Origin of the sequence: Nocardia higoensis (genome assembly GCF_015477835.1) — a bacterium.
GTDB classification, from domain to species: Bacteria; Actinomycetota; Actinomycetes; order Mycobacteriales; family Mycobacteriaceae; genus Nocardia; species Nocardia higoensis_A.
In genome coordinates this window covers 1,033,083-1,053,488 of the sequence record NZ_JADLQN010000001.1, presented here as the reverse complement: position 1 = coordinate 1,053,488, position 20,406 = coordinate 1,033,083, and the positions used below count along the sequence as shown (strand labels likewise).

Genomic DNA, 20,406 nt, shown 5'->3' with positions numbered 1-20,406 from the left:
ATCAGCCTAACGGGGCCGGGCGCGGCCGGTCGGGGGTGTGCGGCGGGAGGTCATGTCGCCGAGATCACCCCGCCGGCGAGCAGGCCCATGATGATCAGGCCGAGCACGATGCGGTAGCCGACGAACCAGTTCAGCGAGTGCTTGGCCACGAACTTCAGCAGCCACGCCACCGAGATGTAGCCGACGACGAAGGACACCAGCGTGGCGACCAGCAGTTGCGCGCCCGAGGCGTTGAGTCCCTCCCCGGCGGGTTCGAAGGCGTCCGGCAGGGAGAACAGACCCGAGGCGGTGACCGCTGGGATGGCCAGCAGGAACGAGAACCGGACCGCGGCCTCGCGCTCGAGACCGAGGAACAGACCGGCCGAGGACGTCGCGCCCGAACGGGACACACCGGGTATCAGTGCCAGGCACTGGGCGAAACCCATGACGAGGCCGTCGCGGGTGGTCAGCTTGTCCAGGGGACGCTTCTGCACGCCGTAGTACTCGGCGGCCGCGATCACCAGCGCGAACGCGATCAGCATGAACGACACCAGCCACAGGTTGCGCGCGCCGGTGCGGATCTCGTCCTTGAACAGCAGCCCGAGCACGCCGATCGGGATGGTCGCGATGATCACATACCAGCCGATGCGATAGTCGAGTTCGCGTTGCGCCTCGAGCGCGAAGTGGTGCCGGTTGTCGGCGGTCATGACCGGCAGTCGGGTGGTGGGCTGATCGTGCACGGGCACCTTCGGACCGATCGCGGCCTTCAGTTTCGCCCACACGGTGGTGCACCAGGTGACCGCGATGCGCCAGATGTCCTTGGCGAAATACACCAGCACCGCGGCCTCGGTGCCCAGCTGGGTGACCGCGGTGAACGACGCGCCCGCGTCCGCGCCGAAGAACACCGAGGACACGATGCGCAGGTGCGCCGAGGAGGAGATCGGCAGAAATTCGGTCAATCCCTGGACCAGCCCGAGTACCAGCGCTTGAACCCAGGTCATCGACTCGACCACACAACCTCCAACGTCATATCTCTCACCCGAAACAGCTCTCGCCCGAAAACTCGTTACGCCGCTGGGCAATTGGTTTCGCGGCGCGACCGGGCCGGCGAGAACCGGCGCGATCACCGCAGCGACAGTACATGTTCGCCCGGGCGCGGGTGAGCTCGACCGGACCCGGAACACCTTAGGCTTGCCGGGTGACGAAGACGGGGATCAGGTGATGGAACAACGCACGGTGGGACGCAGCGGACTGCGGGTGTCGCGGATAGGCCTGGCCACGCACACGTGGGGCTCGCACACCGGCTCCGACGACGCGGCCGGACAGCTGACGGCGTTCCTGGAAGCCGGAGGCACGTTGGTGGACACCTCCCCCGCCTACACCGGCGGCGCGGCCCAGCACATGCTCGCCGAGCTACTCGGCGACCTGGTCTCGCGGGACGAGCTCGTGATCAGCGGCTGCGCGGGCGTGCACCCGGTCACCGCCACGGCCCAGGCCGATCTGCCCGCAGCGCCGCGCACCTGGGTCGACACCTCCCGACGCGGGTTGCTGCGGCAACTCGATCGCACCCTGCTCGAACTCGGCACCGACCACCTCGATCTCTGGCATGTCTCGGCCTGGGACGCCCGCACCCCGCTCGAGGAGATCGCCGACACCCTCGAGCACGCGGTCCGGGCGGGCAAGACCCGCTATGCCGGGGTACGCGGCTACTCGGCGTGGCAGCTGGCGAGCCTGGCCGCGATCGCGCCGATCGTCACCGCGCACGCGCCGTACTCGCTGCTCGCGCGCGGCGCGGAATCCGATTTCGTGCCGGCCGCGACGCATCACGGGGTCGGGGTGATCGCGTCGGCGCCGCTGGCCGGGGGCATCCTCACCGGCAAATACCGCGACGGGGTACCCGCGGACTCGCGGGGCGCGGACGAGGCCACCGCCGCCGAGATCCGGCACCGCCTCGACGAACGCGCCACCCGTGTGGTCGACGCCGTGGTCACCGCCGCCGACGGGTTGGGCACCTCCCCGCTCGCGGTGGCGCTGGCCTGGATCAGGGACCGGCCGGGGGTGTCGAGCATGGTCGTCGGCGCCCGCGACATCGGTCAGCTCACCGGTGTGCTCGCCGCCGAAACGCTGGAGCTGCCGCGCGCCATCGCCGCCGCGCTCGACGATGTGAGCGCGCGCACCGACTGAGGTCCGCGCGCGGGCCACACCGCGGCGCGCATATTAGGCTCGCCTTCATGAAGGTGCGCGACGGTGTCGGGTCCGGTTCGGTGCGGTTGCTGCTGATGGCGCTGGCGCTCGCCGTGCTCGCGGCGGTGACCGGCTGCGGGTCCGGTGGTTCCGGCACAGCCACCGGCACCGGTCCCACCACCGCGATCCTCGCCGATCTGGATCCCGTCCCGATCGGTCCCGCCCCGCAACCGACACTGCCGGTGACCGTGCGTTCCTTCGACGGCGCCGAGGTGACCGTCACCTCCGCCGACCGGATCGTCGCCGCCGACCGCTTCGGCACGCTCGCCCAGACCGTGTACGCGCTCGGCTTGGGCGATCGGCTGGTCGGGCGCAGCGTCGCGGCGTCGTTCCCGGCCGTGCGGGACGTGCCGAACGTGACCGGCGGCAGCGGGACGTTGAACGTCGAAGCGATTCTGGCGCTGCGGCCCACGGTGTTCCTCACCGACACCACCAGTGCCTCCCCCGCCGTGCGCGAACAGTTGCGTTCGGTCGGCATCACCGTCGTCTACTTCGACCCCGAACGTGGCATGGACAAGGTGGGAACGCAGATCCAGGCTGTCGCCGACGCCCTCGGTGTCCCCGCTCAGGGGCAGGCGCTGACCGAACGCACCCGCCAGGAGATCACCGCCGCCGGCGCCGCGGTCCCCGCGCAGCAGGATCGGCCGCGCATCGCGTTCCTGTATCTGCGCAGCAGCGCCATCACCATGCTCGCCGGGCCGGGCTCGGGCGCGGACTCACTGATCACCGCGATCGGCGGGGAGGACGCGGGCACCGCGGCCGGGCTCACCGAACCGTTCACCGCCATCACCAGTGAAGCGATGATCAGCGCCGCCCCCGACGTGATCCTGGTGATGACCGACGGCCTGAACTCCCTGGGCGGCGTGGACGGGCTGCTGAAAGTTCCCGGCATCGCCCAGACCCCCGCGGGTGCGGACCGGCGCGTCGTGGACATGTCCGACGCGGTGCTGTTGAGCTTCGGCCCCAACACCGGCCGGGTGGTGCAAGCTCTCGCCGACGCGGTGTACGGCGCGCAGGCATGAGCGGCCGCAGCGAGGTCGGTGCGGTCGACACCACCGGCCCCCGCCCCGAGTTGACAACCCCACCGGCGCCGCGTCGGCACACCCGTTCCCGCGCGTTCGTCGCCTTCGCTGTCGCGATCGCCGCGCTGGTGGTGCTGGCGGCGGCCTCGGCGGCGATCGGGCAGGTGCCCACCAGCCCCGCCGAAGTCGTGGGCAGCATCTTCCACCGCATCGGCCTGGACTGGGGACCGATGCCCGCCCACCCCGCCGGTGACGTCACGCTGTGGGAGGTGCGCTTCCCGCGTGTGCTGCTGGCCGTTCTCGTCGGCGCGGCACTGGCCACCGCGGGCGCGCTGCTGCAGGGCGTGTTCGCCAACCCGCTGGCCGAGCCCGGCGTGATCGGGGTGTCCGCGGGCGCGGCGGTCGGCGCGGGCGCGGTGATCGTGCTCGGTGGCGCGTTCGTCGCCGCGTGGTCGGTGGCGCTGGCCGCGTTCGTCGCCGGGCTGATCACGACCACGCTGGTGTATGTGCTGGCGCGCGCCAACGGGCGTACCGAGGTGGTGACCCTGGTGCTCACCGGTGTGGCCATCAACGCCTTCGCCGGCGGCGTCACCGCGTATCTGCTGTTCGTCGCCTCGCCCGCGGCGCGCGATCAGATCGTGTTCTGGCAGTTGGGCAGCCTCAACGGCGCCACCTGGGAAGCGGTCGGCGTCGTGGCCGCGCTGACCGCGTGCGGGGTGCTCGCCGCGGTGGCCGTGGCGTCCCGGCTGGATCTGCTCGCCCTCGGCGATGCCGCGGCCCGGCACCTGGGCGTCGACGTGGAGAGTCTGCGCCGCACGGTGATCGTCATCGTCGCGGTGCTGGCCGCCGCCGGGGTCGCGTTCACCGGCATCATCATGTTCGTCGGCTTGATCGTGCCGCATCTGGTGCGCATGGTCGTCGGTCCGGGGCACCGGGTACTGATCCCGCTCAGCGCTGTCGTCGGCGCGGTCGTGCTGCTCGCCGCCGACGTCGGCGCCCGCTCCCTGGTCGACAATGCCGACCTGCCGCTGGGCATGCTCACCTCCCTGGTCGGCGGACCGTTCTTCTTCTGGTTGCTGCGCCGCACCCGCGCCCGATCCGGAGGCTGGGGATGACCACCACCGAAACCCTGTCCCTGCGCCATCGCCTGACCGCACTCACCCGCGGCCACGACCTGCCCACCGCGCCCGAGCCGGGACAGGTCACGCTGCGCGCGACCGGCCTGACGGTGTCGCGACGCGGCGGAGCCGGACCTGCCCACCGCGTCCTGGACTCCGTCGATTTCCAGGTCGCCGCCGGTGAGATCGTCGCCCTCGTCGGCCCCAACGGCGCGGGCAAATCCACCCTCCTGGCCGCCCTCGCCGGTGAACTCGCACCGAGTGGGGGGCACGTCGAACTCGACGGCCACCGGCTCACCCACTGGTCGGTTCTGGACATGGCCCGTCGCCGCGCGGTCCTGCCGCAGAGCCACACCGTCGGGTTCCCGTTCACCGCCCGCGAAGTCGTCGCCATGGGCCGCGCCCCGTGGGCCCGCACACCCCGTGACCTCGACGACGATCGGATCGTCGCCGAGGCCCTCGCCGCCGCCGATGTCACCCACCTGGCCGAACGCTCCTTCCCCACCCTCTCCGGTGGTGAACGCGCCCGCGTCGCCTTGGCCCGCGTCCTGGCCCAGGACACCCCGACCCTGCTGCTCGACGAACCCACCGCCGCGTTGGACCTCGGCCACCAGGAAGAGGTGCTGGCACTCGCCGCAGGCAGGGCCGCCGCGGGGGCGGCGGTCGTGGTGGTCCTGCACGATCTCGGCATCGCCGCCGCCTACGCCGATCGGGTGGCGGTCCTGGAAGCGGGCCGCATCGCCGCCGACGGTCCACCGCGACAGGTGCTCACCAGCGCACTGCTCAGCCGCGTCTACCAGCACCCCGTCGACGTCTTCGACCACCCGCTCACCGGCGCCCAGCTCGTTCTGCCCGCCCGCGGCTGACACGGGACCGCCCAGTCGCGGTCACCCGTGCGGCAGGACCGTGGAGTCGCTGCGCACGAAAACTGCCGCGTCCGCCCGCAGCAGTGGCTCCGGGGGGGCTGTGCCCATACCCGAATCCGTGGGGCGAGCGCATCGGCCGCGCGCGGACGACCGGTCCGTCGCGATCAGCGCAGCACGTTGACCCGGCCCGCGCGCAGGTCGGCCAGCACATCGGCGTGCAGGTCGTCCACCAGCGGCCCCGGCAGTTCCTCGTCCAGATCGAAGAACCGCAGATCCGACACCTGCGTGGCGGGCGGCTGCGCGCGGGTGCCGACGATCCCGCAGCGCAGCACCGTCGTGATCGTCTGCGCCACATCACCGTTGGCGAACTCGTGCCGGTAACCGCTGTACACCCCGTGCAGCGCGTTCACTCTCACCTCGAGGCCCGTCTGCTCGGCCACCTCACGCACCGCCGCGTCACGCACCGTCTCGCCCAACTCGACCGTGCCGCACGGCAGCCCCCATCGTCTGTCCTCGGCGCGGCGCCGCAGCAGCACCTGGCCGTTGTCGATGACGGCCGCGGCGGCGTAGTGCAGTTGGATCGGTGCGTGGCCGACGAATCCGCGCAGCCATGCGATGTAGTCGCTCATGACTGCGAGTCTGGCAGGATATTCCGCCAGAAGCGTTGGCCGGAAATCCTTTACAGGCAGGTAGCCACCCCGGTGCTGTGAACATGCACACCGCACCGGGGTGGCCGCCCGGCTCATCTCCAGATCAGTTTGAGCACCGCGGGGGTCAGCATCAGACGGATGACGGTGGCGTCGATGAGCAGCGCCGCGATCATGCCGTAGGCGATGTACTTCATCAGCACCAGATCCGAGAACCCGAACGCGCCGGTCACCACGATCAGGATCGCCGCCGCCGACGTGATCACACTGCCGGTGTGGGCGATGCCGTACCGGATCGCCTCCTGCGGTTCGGCGCCACCCGCGCGGGCCTCGCTGACCCGCGAGAGCAGGAACACCTCGTAGTCGGTGGACAACCCGAAGATCACCGCGACGATCAACGCCAGCACCGCGAACATCAACGGCCCTGGCGTGAAATCGAAGATACCCGCGCCGTGCCCCTGCACGAACACCCAGGTGAGGATGCCCAGCGTGGTGAGCAGGCTCAAAGCGCTCATCACGACTGCTTTGACCGCCAGCACCACCGACCGGAACGCCGCGTACATGATCGCCAGCGCCGCGCACACCAGGATCAGCAACAGCAGCGGCAACCCGTCGAGCAGGCCGTTGATGCTGTCGCGTTCCAGCGCGGGCACCCCGGCCACCATGATCTGCACCCCCTCCGGTTCCGGGATCGCCCGCAACGCCGACATGACCGCGTCGGCGTCGCGTTTGTCCAGCAGACCGGCGTCGAGGACATTGATGCCGTCGGTGGTCGGCGCGGCCGGTTCGAAACGCCCCGTCAATCCGGGGATCTGGTTGGCGGCATGGCGGATCTCGCCCAACTGGGCCGAATCCGCGCCCACTACCACCAGTTTCAACGGTTCGGTGCGGAAACTGGGGAACAGCTCGTCGAAATCCTCCTGCGCCACCCGCGCCGCGTTGTCGGAGGCCAGATAGCGTTCGCTGATACCGCCGAACTCGATGTGCCGCAACGGCACCGCCAGCGCCAGCAGCGCCAACACGATCGACAGCGACACCGCCCACGGCCGCCGCATCGAGAACAGGGCCAGCTTCGAGAAGAACCCGGCATCGATCTCGGCTTCGGTCTTGGTGCGGGAGAACCGCTTCCAGCCGAGGAAATCGATCCGGTGCCCGGCGATCGCCAACGCCGCGGGCAACGCCGTCACCGACAGCACCGCCGCCAGCAGCACCGAACTGATACCGCCGTAGGGCACCGAGCGCAGCACGCCGTTGGGGAAGATGAACAGCGCCGCCAGACTGACCGCGATGATCGCCGCCGAGAACAACACCGTGCGCCCGGCCGTGGCGACTGTGCGCGCGGTGGCTTCCTCCACGCTGCGACCGGCCGCCAGCTCCTCCCGGAATCGGGTCACCGTGAACAGCCCGTAGTCGATGGCCAGACCGAGGCTGACCAGCGTCATCACCGCACTGGCGAACACATTGACGTCGATGTGGTCGGTCAGGCCGCGCAGGATGCCTTGCGTGCCCAGCACCGTCATGCCGCCGATCAGCACCGGCAGCAGCGCCCCCACCACGCCGCCGAACACGAAGTACAGCAGGATCGCCACCAGCGGCAGCGCGATCAGCTCCGCGCGCCTGATGTCGTTCTGCATGCCGATGTTGATGCCCTCGACGATCGGTTGCAGTCCGGCCAGCTGCACCGTCGTCCCGCCGGGGCCGCCGCCGGTGACGCCGGAATCCAGTGCGGGTTTGATCTCGAGGTAGTTCTCGACGGTCTCGGTGCCGCCGTCGCCGCGCAGACCGACGCTGGCGAAGGCGTGGGTGCGGGAAGCGTCGGTGGCCTGCCCGGCGAACGGGCTGTCCCAATAACTGTCGATCTTGAGGATCTGCTCGTCGTAGTCGCGCAGGAGCTCGGAGAGGTAGCCGGTGACCGCCGCCCGCACCGGCGGATCGTCGACGGTGGCGCCGTCGGGGGCGGTGAACAGCAGGATCAGGTCGGAGTCGGTGTCACGGCCGAAGGTGGAGTCGGCCAGCTTCGCGGCGGCCACCGATTCGCTGGACTCGTCGAACCAGCCCTCCTGGGTGAACCGATCACCCAGGTCGCGGCCGTACCAGCCGGACACCAGGACAGCGAACGCGACGACGGCGAGCACGAGGAAACGATGGCGGTGGACGAACCGTCCCCACCGCAGGGAACCGGAATGCAACATCGCAGGATCGGGGCGCTATCCGCAGGCCGGGGTGCGGTAGTCGGCCGAACGCAGGATGCCGCACAGATCGTCGCGGGAGATCTTCCAGCGGTCGTCGAGGTAGACGAAATGCACGATGGTGGTGCGCACCGCGGTGCCGGTGCCGTCCTTGTCCAGGCGCATCGTCGCGGTCAGCGTGCCGTCGCGGTTGTCGAACACCGGATCGGTGACGCCGTAGATCGCGCGCGGGTTGTCCTGCAGCGCCTTGTACATGTCGGGGATGGCGTCGCGGAAGGCGTCACCGTCCTCGATGAGGGCGGTGCGTTCGCTGTCGGGCAGCGCCGGGTCCAGTGCCCGCTTGATCTGGGCGTCGAGTTCCGCGGCGGTCGGGATCGTGCGGGCGGCGACAGAACTGGACGTCGCCGCCGCCGAGGACGACAACGCGGCGACCGCCTTGGAGCGGGCCGCGTCGACGGCGGCGTCGTCGGCGGTGTCCGAACCGCAGGCGGTCACCGTGCCCACGGCGAGGGCGAGCGCGGCAGCGCCGAGGAAGAGCCGGGCGGCCGCGCTCGGGCGGGCCTGCAACGAACGAGTGGTGTGCATCACTACCTACTTACCATCTAGGACAGATCCCAGCCGCCCCAGCAGTGCCCGCACCGTCACCCCGCGCGGGGTCGGATCGTGCTGCACCGCCTCGGCCGCCGGGATCAGGTCACGGACCAGCGCGACCACACTGCGTTCGTCGTCGAGGTCGACATCGGTCACCCGTGCCTGCGCGACCGCGACGATGTCCTCGGGTCCGGGAACGGCGCCCGCCTCGAGGTCGGCGCGGTAGATCTCCAAGCTCAGCACGGCACGTACGGTGCGGAACGCGAACGGCCTGCCGTCCTCGGCGGTGCCGAATCCGTGCGCGAACCGGCCGAGAGTCACATCGTCGACGGCGAACCCCGATCGTTGCTCGGCGGTCACACGGATCTCCCTGGGTCGGACGCTGGTGTGTTCACCGTAACGCCGATCACCGACACCACGACCCGCCGGACCCCGGTCGGTCGGTGTGTCGGGGTGCCGTGGTCAGATGGAGTGTCGATTGTTCCGGTGGTGAAGGAGTTCGGTGGATGCGCCCAGGCGGTCCGGTTTCCCCGATCCTGGTGGTGGTGGCCTCGCTGCTGGTACTCACCGGCTGCGGGTCCGACGATCCCGGCGCCCAGGTCCCGACCAGGGAACCGGCCACCGCGGCCCCCGCCCCGGCGACCACTGTCCCCCCCGCCGGTGACCTGTTCGCGTTGCCCGGCCCCGGCTCGGTCGACGCCCTGCTCGCCGAATCGGGCACCGGCCTGCTCGCCGCGCTCGACACCGACCCCGGCACCTCGCTGCTGATCGTCGACCCCGCTGCCGCGCGGGTCGTGCGGACGGTGACCCTGCCCGCGCCCGGCGCCGCGCTGTCCCAGGGCGTCGACGGCGAAATCCTGGTGCCCGCCCGCGACCGGGTGCTGCGGGTGGACGCCGCCACCGGCGCCGTCACCGAGACCGCCGTGGACGGCGACCTGCGCACGGCACTGCCGGATACGGACGGCGGTCTGGTCGTCGGCGACGCCGAAGGGCGGGTACGCACCGTCACCGCCGACGGGCAGGTGCGGACCACCGTCACCGGTATGGTCACCGCCGACGTCGTCGTGCGCGCCGCCGACCGCCTGGCCGTGCTGGACCGTCGCCAGACCTCGCTGACCGAGATCACCCCCGGTCAGGACCATCTCGGGTTGTCGCTGCGCGCCGGGGACGGCGCGGTGAACATGATCGCCGACCACTTCGGCCGGGTTTTGGTCGCCGACACCGCCGGATCCGAGTTGCTGGTCTACAGCACCGGACCGCTCGTCCTGCGGCAACGATTCCCGGTAAGATCGTCGCCTTACGCGCTCGCCTACGATCGCCGGTCGGAGACCGTGTGGGTGACGTGCACGCAGAGCAACGAGGTCGTCGGATTCGATCTGTCGACGGGGATCGGGCAGGAGGTCGGACGGCATCCGACGGTGCGTCAACCCGACGCCGTCACCGTCGACGAACGCACCGGTGACCTGTTCGTCGGCTCCGCCGCCGGTGACGGTCTGCAGCGGATCCCGGCGGACGAGCTGAAGGAAGGGCAGTGATGGCATCCAGCAGTTCCCGCGCTTTGCCCGCCGGTTGGGAGACCGGCGGGGAAAGCGACGATTACGAGTACGTGCCGCTGCGGCTGCCCCGGGAGGTCACCAGGGTGACCGCCTCGATGCGCCTGGCCATCCAGGCCGAATTCGGCGGCTGGGAGCTGTCGCGGGTGCGCGCCTACACCGACGGCAGCCGCAAGGTGCTGCTGCGCCGCCGCAAGAGCGCCCTACTACCCACGCCCGAGCCGGGGATGTGATGGGCAGGATGTATGCGCTGCTGCTACGACTGATGTTCCTGCTGCCGCCCGAACGCGCCCACCACCTCGCGTTCGCGGCGATGCGCCTGGCGGCCCGGTTCGCGCCGCTGCGGGTCCTGATCAGCCGCGTCGCGGTCGTCGACGACGAGATCCTGCACAACACCGTCTTCGGTGTCCGGTTCCGGGCGCCGCTGGGTCTGGCCGCCGGCTTCGACAAGAACGCCGAGGGCGTCGACGTGTGGGGTCCCTTCGGCTGGGGATTCGCCGAGATCGGTACCGTCACCGCCCAGGCCCAGCCCGGCAACCCCGCACCACGGTTGTTCCGGCTGCCCGCCGACCGCGCGCTGATCAACCGGATGGGGTTCAACAACCACGGCGCCGCCGCGGCCGCCCGCCAGTTGCGCGCCCGCGTCGCCACCGTCCCCCTCGGCGCCAACATCGGCAAGACGAAAATCGTCGACGCCGCCGACGCCCCGGCCGACTACGCCACCAGCGCCGCCCTGCTCGGCCCGCTGGCCGACTTCGTGGTCGTCAACGTCAGCTCTCCCAACACCCCCGGCCTGCGCGACCTGCAGGCGGTCGAATCATTGCGTCCGCTGCTGCGCACCGTGCTCGACACCGTCGCCGAGAGCGGCCGCCCGGTGCCGGTGCTGGTCAAGATCGCTCCCGATCTGTCCGACGAGGACATCGACGCCGTCGCCGACCTCGCCGTCGAGCTGGAATTGGCGGGCATCGTGGCCACCAACACCACCATCGGCCGCACCGGTCTGCGCACCGACGCCGCCACCGTGGCCGAGATCGGCGTCGGCGGACTCTCCGGCGCCCCTGTCGCCGCCCGCTCCCTGGAAGTGCTGCGCCGCCTGCACCGCCGCGTCGGCGACCGGCTCGCGCTGGTCTCCGTCGGCGGCATCGAGACCCCCGACCAGGCCTACGAACGCATCCTCGCTGGCGCCAGCCTGCTGCAGGGCTACACCGGGTTCATCTACGGCGGCCCGTTCTGGACCCGCCGTATCCATCGCGGCATCGCCGAGCGGTTGCGCCGCGACGGATACACCTCCATCGCCGAAGCCGTCGGCGCCGGCGATCGTGCCGCACTCGGCCACAAGGAGTCCGGACTTTCCTGACGAAGGAGTCCGTACTCTGCTGACGACGAAGGCGCAGCATCCGCGGAGATGCTGCGCCTGAATAGTCCGATCCACCGGGCCGGGACTCACCGGCGCGTGATCATGCGTGTTCGGGGAACACCCGCCGGTTGCTGCCGGTGTCGAAATCCGGCGGCAACTCCAGCCATTCCCGCACATCGGGTCCTGGAGGGCCGTATCGCTCGTGGTGGCGCCGCACGATCCGTTCCCAGATCCGGATCAGCGCGTCCTGAACAGGGATGCCGAGCAGATCCGCGCGCGTTTCCATCATCGCGAACACGATCCGATCGTCGACCAGGTCCGGCTCGCTGACCAGCACATCCAGTTCCATGCCCGCCAAGGCCTGCCTGCGCGAGAGCCACCGATCCGGCAGCCAGCTCAATCGCCAGCAGCGGGGCCCCGCTCTCGATTCGCGCGCCGCCCGTTCGGGGCTCACCTCGCTGGTCATCGACGTTGCGTCGATCCGGAGGCGCGTGGCCGGGATATGCGCGAACAAGCTGTTCATGGGCTGCCTCCCTCGGGGGGCGATGCGTCACCTGAGTCCCAGTGTGACGGGTCGCAACGGTCCATGCCATAACATTTTCGGCAGTTGCCGGTTCGGATGCGGCATTTGCCGTGACACTGGCAGAATTCACCGTAACAACAGTGGCCGAACGGCCACAGGGCTTTACGCGGGCAGCTTTACCCAGGCACCAGCGAAGGGGCGATCGTCGATGACGGCGCAACAACCGGGGACCGTCGTCGTCCGCAACATCCTCACCAGACTCTGCAAACGCTCCGGCCTGAGCGCAGATCGCCTGCGCACCACAGAGATCGACATCTCCCCCCTGCTCGACCTGCCGGTCATCAGGCGCCGCGCGCACCGCGACGGCGTGGTCGATCCCCGCCTGGTGGTCTCGCCCGTTGTGCGCGAATTCGCCGAAAAGCTCGATCCCAGCAAGCGATTCATCGTCGACGCCGCCCTGGCCCTCGGCTGGTGGCGCGACCGGGCACACGCCGAGATCGACCTCGACCGCCTCTACGCCGCCGACCTCGGCGAACGTCGCGCCTACCTCGCCGAGCAGTGGACACGGCTACATGAATTAGCCGATGCCACACCGGATCCCCCCGAACTCACCGCCCGTCATCTGCGCACCAGCCCCGAACACCGCGCCTTCACCGACCTGGCCGCCCTGCTGGACTCCGACCCGGGGTACGGACGAAACATGCTGTCCCTGAACGGAGCGTCCGACGATGCGGACAGCCGCGCCGACAGCGACGCCCGTACCGTGGCGCCCTCGCGCGGCACGGTCATCGTCATCGGTGACGCCGTCATCGACCACATCTACCGCACCGATCACCTACCCGGCGAAAGCGCGCCCGCCCGAGGCAGTTTCACCGAGAAGATCGGCGGCAAAGGACTTAACCGCGCCGTCGCCGCCGCCCGGCTCGGGTTCTGCGCCGAACTGGTCGCCACCGTCGGCGACGATCAGGCCGGCCGCCGCATCACCGGCTACCTGCACCGTCACCGGGTCGGGGTCAGGTACCTCAAGACCGTCCCCGCCGAACCCACTCCCGTCGGCGCCGTGATCGTCACCGCCACCGGCTCTTTCGCCACCATCGAGCACGACGCCGACAGCGTCCGCCTGACCGTCGAAGACCTCTCCACCGCTGAAGTGATCGAAGCGCTCACCGACAGCGACGCACTCTTCGTGACCCTCGAACACCCCACCTCGGTGCTCGAACACATCCTGCGCACCGTGCGCGCCGCGCCCCGTCCGCGGCTGTTCGTGCACGCCGCGCCCCCGGTCCCGGCGCCGCAGTACTACTACGAATTCTTCGACCGCATCGACTATCTCATCGGCAGCAGGCGCGAACTGGCGCGGCTGCTCGCACCCGGCGTCGACTTCACCGGCGAAGGCTACGACGATCCCGACGTCTTCGAAGCGCAGGTGATTGCCCGGTTGCGCGCGCTCGGCGTCGGCTGCGTCTGCGTCATCGAGCACTTCCACTGCCACGTGCGTTCGGCGTGTGTTCGGCTGGACATCGCCCCCGCGCTGGCGGTGCGGGTGGAGGATTCTCCCGGCGCGGCCGCCGCGTTCACCGCGGCGCTCGCCTATCGTCTCGCGGGTCACGATTGGGTCGCGACCCCCGAAGATTTCCTCTGGGCGAGCGCGGCGATGGCCGCCGCGCAATCCTTCGGTGACATCCCCGACGCCATGCCTGTGGCCGAGCGCATCGACCGCATCGCCGACCTCCGGAGCTAGCGCAGGTGACGGGAGGAGCAGCCGGGCGGAAGGTGCGGCCTCCCCGGATTCGGGACGTAGCCTCCCCGGATTCGGGACGTAACGGACTCCACAACGGTGGACCTATGGCTACGATGAGTGAGCTACGCCACTCGAACACATCTCCGATGTGAGATAGTGCGAAGCCGATCGATTCATCATTTCGGGTTGTTGCCGAGGTCCGGGCGGCCTCGGCAACAACCCGAAATGGATGAAGTCGCGTTGACGAACGACATCGGGAACAGGGAAATATGAGCATTTCAGCAATCGGTTTCGCGCACGAGACGGGCAAGACGGTCTACACCGTGCCCGAAGCCTTCCAGGAGACCCTCACGCTGCGACCCGATCAGATCGCGCTGCGCACGGTCGGCGGTACCACCGAGATCACCTGGCGCGAATACGGTGAACGGGTGCGGGCCCTGGCGGCCGGGCTGGCCGGACTCGGCGTGAAGCACGGCGACACCGTCGGCATCATGCTCACCAACCGTCCGGAGTTCAACCTCGTCGACACCGCCGCGCTGCACCTGGGTGCCACCCCGTTCTCGGTGTACAACACCAGCTCCCCCGAGCAGATCACCCACCAATTCGGCAACGCGGGCAACAAGGTCGTCGTCACCGAACAGGCCTTCCTCGAGGTCATCAAGGCCACCGGTGTCGACATCGAGTACATCGTCGTCGTCGACGGCCCCGCCACCGGCACGCTGACCCTGGCCGACCTCGCGGCCAACCCCGCCGCCGACTTCGATTTCGACGCCGCCTGGCGCGCGGTCACCAACACCGACCTGGCCACCCTCATCTACACCTCCGGCACCACCGGCCCGTCCAAGGGGGTGGAGATCACCCACGCCAACGCCCTCGCCCAGATCACCGCGCTGGTCAGCGGCCCGCTGCGGGTCGGTCTCGACGACCGGGCGGTGTCCTACCTGCCCGCCGCGCACGTCGCCGACCGTATCTCCGGACACACCATCAACCTGGTCACCGGCATCCAGATCACCACCGTGCCCGACCCCCGCGAGATCGCCGCCGCCCTGCCCGATGCCCGGCCCACCACCTTCTTCGGCGTGCCGCGCGTGTGGCAGAAGATCAAGGGCGGCGTGGAGGCCAAACTCGCCGCCGAGGCCAGCCCGGTCAAGAAGAAGCTCGCCCTGTGGGCCGTGGACACCGGCGTCGCCGCCGCCCGCGCCGACCTCGCGGGCAAGGGCCGCCCCGCACTGCTGTCGCTGCAGCACAAGCTGGCCGAGAAGCTGGTGCTGTCCAAGCTGCGTGCCGCCCTGGGTTTCGACGAACTCAAGGTCGCCGCCTCCGGCGCCGCCCCCATCCCCGCCGAAACCCTGGAGTTCTACCTGGGACTGGGCTTCACCGTCAGCGAAGTGTGGGGCATGTCGGAGACCACCGGCGTGGGCACCTACACCGAACTGGACAAGCCGCGCCCCGGCACCGTCGGCCGCGTCGTCGACGGTGCGGAGATCAAGCTGGCAGAGGACGGCGAGGTCCTCATCCGCGGCCCCATCGTCACCCGCGGCTACCGCGGCATGCCCGACAAGACCGCCGAGGCGATCGACGACGAGGGCTGGCTGCACACCGGTGACGTCGGCACCATCGACGACGACGGTTACCTGACGATCATCGATCGCAAGAAGGAACTGATCATCAACGAGGCGGGCAAGAACATCGCCCCCAGCAATATCGAGAACGCCGTCAAAGCGGTGTCCTCCTTGGTCAGCCAGGTCGTGGCCATCGGCGAGGCCAAGCCCTACATCACCGCGCTGATCGCCCTCGATCCCGACATGCTCGCACTGCGCGCCAAGGACTTCGGTGCCACCGACGCCGACTTCGCGACCCTCACCGCGCGCCGCGAGATCATCGACGAGGTGCACGCCGCGGTCAAGGCGGGCAACACCAAGCTCTCCCGGGTCGAGCAGATCAAGCGCTTCACCGTCGTCGACTCGGTGTGGGAGCCCGGCGGCGACGAACTGACCCCGAAGATGTCGCTCAAGCGCAAGCCGATCGCCGAGAAGTACGCCACCACCATCGCCGAGCTCTACGCCGAGACCCCGCCCGCGCACGTCGTCAACGTCTGACCTGTGTACAGAGAAGGCCCGGGGCGCGAAACGCCCCGGGCCTTTTCGCCGTCGCGCCGAGCGTCACTTCTGCTCGTGGGTACCCACCAGGATCGCGCGCGCCAGCGCGTGCGAGAACAGATTGAATCCCAGCACCGCCGGAGTGGTGTTCTCGTCGACGCCCAGGTGTTCCACATCCACCGCGTGCACCGCGATGAAGTACCGGTGCGGGCCGTGCCCGGCCGGCGGAGCGGCGCCCACATAGCCCGTGCCACCGGCGTCGTGGCGCAGGGTGATCGCGCCCTCGGGCAGGCCGCCGTCGGCGGCGCCCGAGGGCAGCGAGGTCACCGAAGCCGGGATGTCGGCCACGGCCCAATGCCAGAAACCCGACGCCGTCGGAGCGTCCGGGTCGAACACGGTGACCGCGAAACTCTTGGTCTCCGGCGGGAACCCCGACCAGGACAACTGCGGGGAGATGTCCTTGCCGCCCGCGCCCATCACGCCACTGACCTGAGCGTTGCCCAACGGCTGACCGTCGGTGACATCCTCGGAGGTCAGCGTGAACGAGGGGACCTTCGGAAGCGCGTCGTAAGGGTTGTAAGCCATGGTTCCTTCCTGAGCGGACAGTGTGTACGTCGGGGGTGGGTGGTCACAGTTCAGCTGTTCAACAGGAAATGTTCCAGCACCTTGGTGCCGAACTCGAGCGATTCCACCGGAACCCGCTCGTCGACACCGTGGAACAGCGCGCTGAAATCCAGTTCCGGCGGAAGCCGCAGCGGCGCGAAACCGAAGCAGCGAATCCCCAGGCGGGCGAAGGCCTTCGCGTCCGTACCGCCGGAGAGCATGTAGGGCACCGTGCGACCGTCGGGATCGTGCGCGAGGATCGCGTCGTTCATCGCGTCCACCAGATGCCCGTCGAAGGTCGTCTCGTAGGAGTCGAGTTTCGTGATCCATTCCCGCTGCACGTCGGGGCCGATCAATTCGTCGACCTCGCGCTCGAACGCGGCCTGCCGCCCCGGCAGCACCCGGCAGTCGACCACCGCTTCGGCGGTCTGCGGGATCACGTTCGCCTTGTACCCGGCCGCCAGCATGGTCGGATTCGCGGTGTCGCGCAGCGTCGCGCCGATGATGCGCGAGATCGTGCCCAGCTTGGCCAGCTGACCTTCGATGTCGGGACCGTGCGGATCGAACGGCAACCCGGTCTCCTCGGCGACCGCGGACAGGAACTCGGCGACCGAATCCGACAGCACCAGCGGGAAGGTGTGCGTGCCCAGCCGCGCCACCGCCTGAGCCAAGATCGTCACCGCGTTGTCCTCGTGCAGGAACGAGCCGTGCCCGGCGCGCGCCTTGGCTCGAAGACGCATCCAGCCCAAGCTCTTCTCCGCGGTCTCCACCAGGTAGAACCGGCGTTCGGTGCCGTCACGGCGCGGCAGCGTCAGCGAGAAACCACCCACCTCGCCGACGGCCTCGGTGACCCCGTCGAACACATCGGGCCGGTTGTCGACCAGCCACTGCGAACCCCACCGGCCCCCGTTCTCCTCGTCGGCCAGGAACGCGAACACCAGATCGCGCGGCGGGACCGTGCCCTCGGCCTTGAACTGGCGTGCCACGGCCAGCATCATGCCGACCATGTCCTTCATGTCGATCGCTCCGCGACCCCACACATAACCGTCGCGCACCGCGCCGGAGAACGGATGCACACTCCAGTCCGAGGCTTGGGCCGGAACCACATCCAGATGACCGTGGATCATCAGCGCGCCTCGGCTGGGATCGGCGCCGTGCAGACGGGCGAAGAGATTGCCGCGGCCGGGAGCGCCCGACTCCACGTACTCGGTGGTGTAGCCGACCTCACGCAGGCGATCACCCACCCACTCGGCACACTCCTGCTCACCCTTGGTGGTGGCCAGGTCGCCGGTATTGGAGGTATCGAACCTGATCAGCCTGCTGACCAGGTCCACCACTTCGGCGACCGCGCGTGAGTTCTTCGAATCGGATTCTCGACCAGTTGCGGACACGTTCCTTTCCTACCACCTTCGCCGGAAGCGGCGCGCCCGATGGTGATCGCGGTGAGTCGATGCTCTATCGGCCCCGCGGCAGCGGCCGCATCGGCACCGCCGCGTCCGGTCCGCCGGTGAACGACAACGCGCGCCGCACCGGGCCCTCGTAGGCGGGTTCGAGAACCATCCGCTGGGCCAGCACCGCCAGCGCCAGCGTCATCTCCATCATCGCGAAATTCTGTGCCACACAGATCCGTCTGCCCGCGCTGAACGCCAGCATCCCGTGCCTGCGCTGCACCGCCGTCGCCGGATCCAGATGCCGCGCCGGGTCGAAGCGCTCCGGCTCCGGCCACACCGAGGGATTGTGGTGCACGCCGTGCAGGCTGATCACGATCGTCGTGCCCACCGCGATCCGGTAACCGCCGAGCACGTCGGGCTTCTTCGCCACCCGGGTCAACCCGATGATCGGCGGATACAACCGCATCGACTCGGTCAGCACCGCCTTCGTCCATTCGAGCGTGTCGACGTCGTCGGCGGTCGGGGTGCGCCCGCCCAGCACCCGGCGCAGCTCCTCGTGCATGCGCTCGCGCGCCGGCGGATGCGCCGCCAGCAGCGTCCAGGTCCAGGTCAGCGCGGTCGCCGAGGTCTCCATGCCCGCGCCTATGAAGGTCATCAGCTCGTCGTGGATCTCGGCGTCGCTGTAGGCGTGCCCGGTCTCGGGATCGCGCGCGGCGGTCAACAGCCCCAGCAGATTGTCGGTGCGCGTGATGCGGCCCTGACGGTGATCGTCGATCACCGAATCCACGGCGCGCTCGATACGGCGCAGCTCGAGCATCATCGCCGGCGAGGACAGCCACGTGACCCACCGCATCGCACGAATCGGGATCCGGGAGCCCGCCCGCCGGGCGGGCGGGGTGGTCAACCGGACGACCAGTGTCGAGACGGCGCGCAGCGGGCGGCTGATATTGGTCATGAACCCGATGCCGAAGAACTTCAGCAGATTCGTCAACCGGATCTGGGAGATCGGCCCCGACAGGTCGGTGCCGAACATCGTGCGCGCGACGATGTCGAGGGTCAGCCGGTTCATCTCCGCACCGATGTCGACCGGGCCGTGGGCGCCGAGCGCCATGATGCGCTCGGCGGCGTCGGCGGCGGCCTCGGTGATCGGTACGGCGAAACGGTCGATGTTCGCGCGCGAGAAGATCGGCTGTACCAGTCGGCGATTGCGGTGGTAGCGGCGATCGTCGGGGTCGGTGACCAGGCCGTGACCGAATGTCACCGCCATCATGTCGTATTCGGCGCTCTTGGCGTAGGTGTCCTGATTGGTCACCAGGATGTGCCGTGCCAGGGTGGGACTGCGCACCACCACGAATTTCAGCAACGGCAGCCGGGTGATCAGCACGTCGTCGGCGCCGGGCAGCTCGGCGGCCAGATAGTGGATCAGGCTGCGATCACGCCAGCGTGGCACGAATTGCGCGACGTATCGCCAGGATTCGCGCCAGCCGACGCGCGTGCGATGCCAGCGCATGGGAGCGGGCTGCCAGCGCGGTGGGTACAGGGTGGTGTCGCCGTCGGGCAGTGCGGTGTCCGACGGCGAAGACGGAGACGCCATGACGGGCCATCCTTCCGTGGAGAGGTTGTCGTCGAGAGGGCCGGACACCCGCCGTGAACGGGGTGCGCGCCGTGTGATGGCGGCCCGCGGCGCACGCGAAAGATCAACACCGCGTTGATGTTTCGCTGTGTTACTCGTCAGTAGCGATCCGGTGCGTGTCGCAGCCTATTGGTGTACGTTGCTGTCTGTCAATGGTGTGCAGGCCGCCGCTCCGGGCGTGGCCGATGCGAAGCAGGGGTGTGCGGTGACCGTGACCGATACCGAGATCGTCGTCAGAGCGGCGGTGAAAGCCGATGTGCCCGAAATGGTCTCGATCCTCGACCGCGCCTTCGGCAGCGACGACCCGTTCGGCGAGTACATGTTCCCCGACCCCGCGCGCAGGCCCCGCCACCAGCACCGGCTGCACCGCGCGATGCTGCGCCACCAATACCTGCCCAACGACGGCGCGCTCGTGGCCACCGTCGAGGGCCGCGTCGCCGGGGTGGGCCTGTGGCAGAAACCGGACCACCGCTTCGGCCCGTTGCGCTACCTGGCCGCCGTCCCCGAATTCGCCTGGGCCATGGGCTCGGCCGGGCCCCGCGTCCTGCGCATGGACGCCACCATGTCCGCCATCGCGAGCGGCCTGCCGCACTTCTTTGGCGTCAGCCTCGCGGTGGCACCGGACCGGCAACGCGGCGGGGTCGGCCGCGCGTTGCTCGCCCACGTCATGGGCGAACTCGAGCGTGCTCAGGCGCCCATGTTCGGACTCTGCAAGGACGGCAACGTCGCCTATTACGAGGCCGGCGGCGCGCTGCGGGTCGGACGCGTCCGGCTCGGCCGCGGCGGACCCGAGGTCAACGTCATGATGTGGCTGCCGCGCAGTCTGCGCGCGAGCGGCGAATGAGCGAAG

19 protein-coding genes are annotated in these 20,406 nt (G+C 69.6%); 10 read left to right on the top strand and 9 right to left on the bottom strand.

Features of this window, described 5'->3' with window-relative positions; all coding sequences use genetic code 11:
• Window positions 1–50: 50 nt before the first annotated feature.
• Complete coding sequence (locus IU449_RS04805; protein WP_195000719.1) at window positions 51–980, bottom strand: undecaprenyl-diphosphate phosphatase; 930 nt, start codon at window positions 978–980, stop codon at window positions 51–53.
• Between the two features lie 220 nt (window positions 981–1,200).
• On the opposite strand from IU449_RS04805, the gene IU449_RS04800 reads away from it, so the two are divergent.
• Genes IU449_RS04800 through IU449_RS04785 form a run of 4 tightly spaced genes read left to right on the top strand, consistent with a single transcriptional unit; the run spans window position 1,201 to window position 5,229 of the window.
• Complete coding sequence (locus IU449_RS04800) at window positions 1,201–2,163, top strand: aldo/keto reductase (protein WP_195000718.1); 963 nt, start codon at window positions 1,201–1,203, stop codon at window positions 2,161–2,163.
• 47 nt (window positions 2,164–2,210) lie between these two features.
• Window positions 2,211–3,245 carry a heme/hemin ABC transporter substrate-binding protein gene (locus IU449_RS04795; RefSeq protein WP_195000717.1) on the top strand — a complete coding sequence of 345 codons (1,035 nt, stop codon included), beginning with the start codon at window positions 2,211–2,213 and terminating at the stop codon, window positions 3,243–3,245.
• The gene (locus IU449_RS04790) at window positions 3,242–4,360 is read left to right on the top strand and encodes a FecCD family ABC transporter permease (protein WP_195000716.1); all 1,119 of its coding nucleotides are present in this window, start codon (window positions 3,242–3,244) and stop codon (window positions 4,358–4,360) included. The genes IU449_RS04795 and IU449_RS04790 overlap by 4 nt, the downstream gene beginning before the upstream one ends.
• Window positions 4,357–5,229 (top strand): heme ABC transporter ATP-binding protein, encoded by an 873-nt coding sequence (locus IU449_RS04785; RefSeq protein ID WP_195000715.1) that lies wholly within the window; start codon window positions 4,357–4,359, stop codon window positions 5,227–5,229. Before IU449_RS04790 ends, IU449_RS04785 begins: the two co-directional genes overlap by 4 nt.
• A 164-nt stretch (window positions 5,230–5,393) precedes the next feature.
• Here the strand turns inward: IU449_RS04785 and IU449_RS04780 are convergent, their stop codons facing one another.
• The 4 genes from IU449_RS04780 to IU449_RS04765 form a co-directional block, all read right to left on the bottom strand.
• Window positions 5,394–5,858 (bottom strand): NUDIX domain-containing protein, encoded by a 465-nt coding sequence (locus tag IU449_RS04780; RefSeq protein WP_195000714.1) that lies wholly within the window; start codon window positions 5,856–5,858, stop codon window positions 5,394–5,396.
• A 113-nt stretch (window positions 5,859–5,971) separates the two neighbouring features.
• Complete coding sequence (locus IU449_RS04775; RefSeq protein ID WP_324188095.1) at window positions 5,972–8,011, bottom strand: MMPL family transporter; 2,040 nt, start codon at window positions 8,009–8,011, stop codon at window positions 5,972–5,974.
• Between the two features lie 72 nt (window positions 8,012–8,083).
• Window positions 8,084–8,650 carry a hypothetical protein gene (locus IU449_RS04770; RefSeq protein WP_195000712.1) on the bottom strand — a complete coding sequence of 189 codons (567 nt, stop codon included), beginning with the start codon at window positions 8,648–8,650 and terminating at the stop codon, window positions 8,084–8,086.
• Between the two features lie 6 nt (window positions 8,651–8,656).
• Window positions 8,657–9,016 (bottom strand): hypothetical protein, encoded by a 360-nt coding sequence (locus IU449_RS04765; protein ID WP_195000711.1) that lies wholly within the window; start codon window positions 9,014–9,016, stop codon window positions 8,657–8,659.
• Window positions 9,017–9,162: 146 nt separating this feature from the next.
• Here IU449_RS04765 and IU449_RS04760 point away from each other — a divergent pair, with 146 nt between their 5' ends.
• Genes IU449_RS04760 through IU449_RS04750 form a run of 3 tightly spaced genes read left to right on the top strand, consistent with a single transcriptional unit; the run spans window position 9,163 to window position 11,566 of the window.
• Complete coding sequence (locus tag IU449_RS04760) at window positions 9,163–10,191, top strand: hypothetical protein (RefSeq protein ID WP_195000710.1); 1,029 nt, start codon at window positions 9,163–9,165, stop codon at window positions 10,189–10,191.
• Complete coding sequence (locus IU449_RS04755; RefSeq protein WP_195000709.1) at window positions 10,191–10,442, top strand: DUF5703 family protein; 252 nt, start codon at window positions 10,191–10,193, stop codon at window positions 10,440–10,442. Before IU449_RS04760 ends, IU449_RS04755 begins: the two co-directional genes overlap by 1 nt.
• An 8-nt stretch (window positions 10,443–10,450) precedes the next feature.
• Window positions 10,451–11,566, top strand: coding sequence for a quinone-dependent dihydroorotate dehydrogenase (locus IU449_RS04750; RefSeq protein ID WP_195002321.1), 1,116 nt, complete (start codon window positions 10,451–10,453; stop codon window positions 11,564–11,566).
• Window positions 11,567–11,666: 100 nt separating this feature from the next.
• On the opposite strand, the gene IU449_RS04745 is transcribed toward IU449_RS04750, so the two are convergent.
• Complete coding sequence (locus tag IU449_RS04745; RefSeq protein WP_195000708.1) at window positions 11,667–12,089, bottom strand: hypothetical protein; 423 nt, start codon at window positions 12,087–12,089, stop codon at window positions 11,667–11,669.
• A 208-nt stretch (window positions 12,090–12,297) separates the two neighbouring features.
• On the opposite strand from IU449_RS04745, the gene IU449_RS04740 reads away from it, so the two are divergent.
• Entirely contained in the window at window positions 12,298–13,830 is a 1,533-nt protein-coding gene (locus tag IU449_RS04740; protein WP_195000707.1) for a carbohydrate kinase family protein, read from the top strand.
• A gap of 269 nt (window positions 13,831–14,099) precedes the next feature.
• On the top strand, window positions 14,100–15,929 hold the full coding sequence (locus IU449_RS04735) for an AMP-dependent synthetase/ligase (protein WP_195000706.1): 1,830 nt from the start codon (window positions 14,100–14,102) through the stop codon (window positions 15,927–15,929).
• Window positions 15,930–15,992: 63 nt separating this feature from the next.
• Here IU449_RS04735 and IU449_RS04730 read toward each other — a convergent pair whose 3' ends face one another.
• The 3 genes from IU449_RS04730 to IU449_RS04720 all read right to left on the bottom strand — a co-directional run bounded on the left by IU449_RS04730 (window position 15,993) and on the right by IU449_RS04720 (window position 19,517).
• Window positions 15,993–16,514 (bottom strand): YbhB/YbcL family Raf kinase inhibitor-like protein, encoded by a 522-nt coding sequence (locus tag IU449_RS04730; RefSeq protein ID WP_195000705.1) that lies wholly within the window; start codon window positions 16,512–16,514, stop codon window positions 15,993–15,995.
• 50 nt (window positions 16,515–16,564) lie between these two features.
• Entirely contained in the window at window positions 16,565–17,923 is a 1,359-nt protein-coding gene (locus IU449_RS04725) for a M20/M25/M40 family metallo-hydrolase (RefSeq protein WP_195000704.1), read from the bottom strand.
• Window positions 17,924–17,987: 64 nt separating this feature from the next.
• A complete protein-coding gene (locus tag IU449_RS04720; RefSeq protein WP_195000703.1) occupies window positions 17,988–19,517 on the bottom strand; it encodes a cytochrome P450 in 1,530 nt (509 codons plus the stop codon).
• Between the two features lie 244 nt (window positions 19,518–19,761).
• On the opposite strand from IU449_RS04720, the gene IU449_RS04715 reads away from it, so the two are divergent.
• Complete coding sequence (locus IU449_RS04715) at window positions 19,762–20,400, top strand: GNAT family N-acetyltransferase (RefSeq protein ID WP_195000702.1); 639 nt, start codon at window positions 19,762–19,764, stop codon at window positions 20,398–20,400.
• Window positions 20,401–20,406 lie beyond the last annotated feature (6 nt).

Coding starts and splice junctions, on each gene's coding strand:
- IU449_RS04720 (WP_195000703.1), bottom strand. CDS start 19,517: ATGGCGTCTCCGTCTTCGCCGTCGGACACCGCACTGCCCGACGGCGAC.
- IU449_RS04760 (WP_195000710.1), top strand. CDS start 9,163: ATGCGCCCAGGCGGTCCGGTTTCCCCGATCCTGGTGGTGGTGGCCTCG.
- IU449_RS04770 (WP_195000712.1), bottom strand. CDS start 8,650: ATGCACACCACTCGTTCGTTGCAGGCCCGCCCGAGCGCGGCCGCCCGG.
- IU449_RS04750 (WP_195002321.1), top strand. CDS start 10,451: ATGTATGCGCTGCTGCTACGACTGATGTTCCTGCTGCCGCCCGAACGC.
- IU449_RS04780 (WP_195000714.1), bottom strand. CDS start 5,858: ATGAGCGACTACATCGCATGGCTGCGCGGATTCGTCGGCCACGCACCG.
- IU449_RS04740 (WP_195000707.1), top strand. CDS start 12,298: ATGACGGCGCAACAACCGGGGACCGTCGTCGTCCGCAACATCCTCACC.
- IU449_RS04785 (WP_195000715.1), top strand. CDS start 4,357: ATGACCACCACCGAAACCCTGTCCCTGCGCCATCGCCTGACCGCACTC.
- IU449_RS04790 (WP_195000716.1), top strand. CDS start 3,242: ATGAGCGGCCGCAGCGAGGTCGGTGCGGTCGACACCACCGGCCCCCGC.
- IU449_RS04800 (WP_195000718.1), top strand. CDS start 1,201: ATGGAACAACGCACGGTGGGACGCAGCGGACTGCGGGTGTCGCGGATA.
- IU449_RS04735 (WP_195000706.1), top strand. CDS start 14,100: ATGAGCATTTCAGCAATCGGTTTCGCGCACGAGACGGGCAAGACGGTC.
- IU449_RS04805 (WP_195000719.1), bottom strand. CDS start 980: ATGACCTGGGTTCAAGCGCTGGTACTCGGGCTGGTCCAGGGATTGACC.
- IU449_RS04730 (WP_195000705.1), bottom strand. CDS start 16,514: ATGGCTTACAACCCTTACGACGCGCTTCCGAAGGTCCCCTCGTTCACG.
- IU449_RS04755 (WP_195000709.1), top strand. CDS start 10,191: ATGGCATCCAGCAGTTCCCGCGCTTTGCCCGCCGGTTGGGAGACCGGC.
- IU449_RS04745 (WP_195000708.1), bottom strand. CDS start 12,089: ATGAACAGCTTGTTCGCGCATATCCCGGCCACGCGCCTCCGGATCGAC.
- IU449_RS04795 (WP_195000717.1), top strand. CDS start 2,211: ATGAAGGTGCGCGACGGTGTCGGGTCCGGTTCGGTGCGGTTGCTGCTG.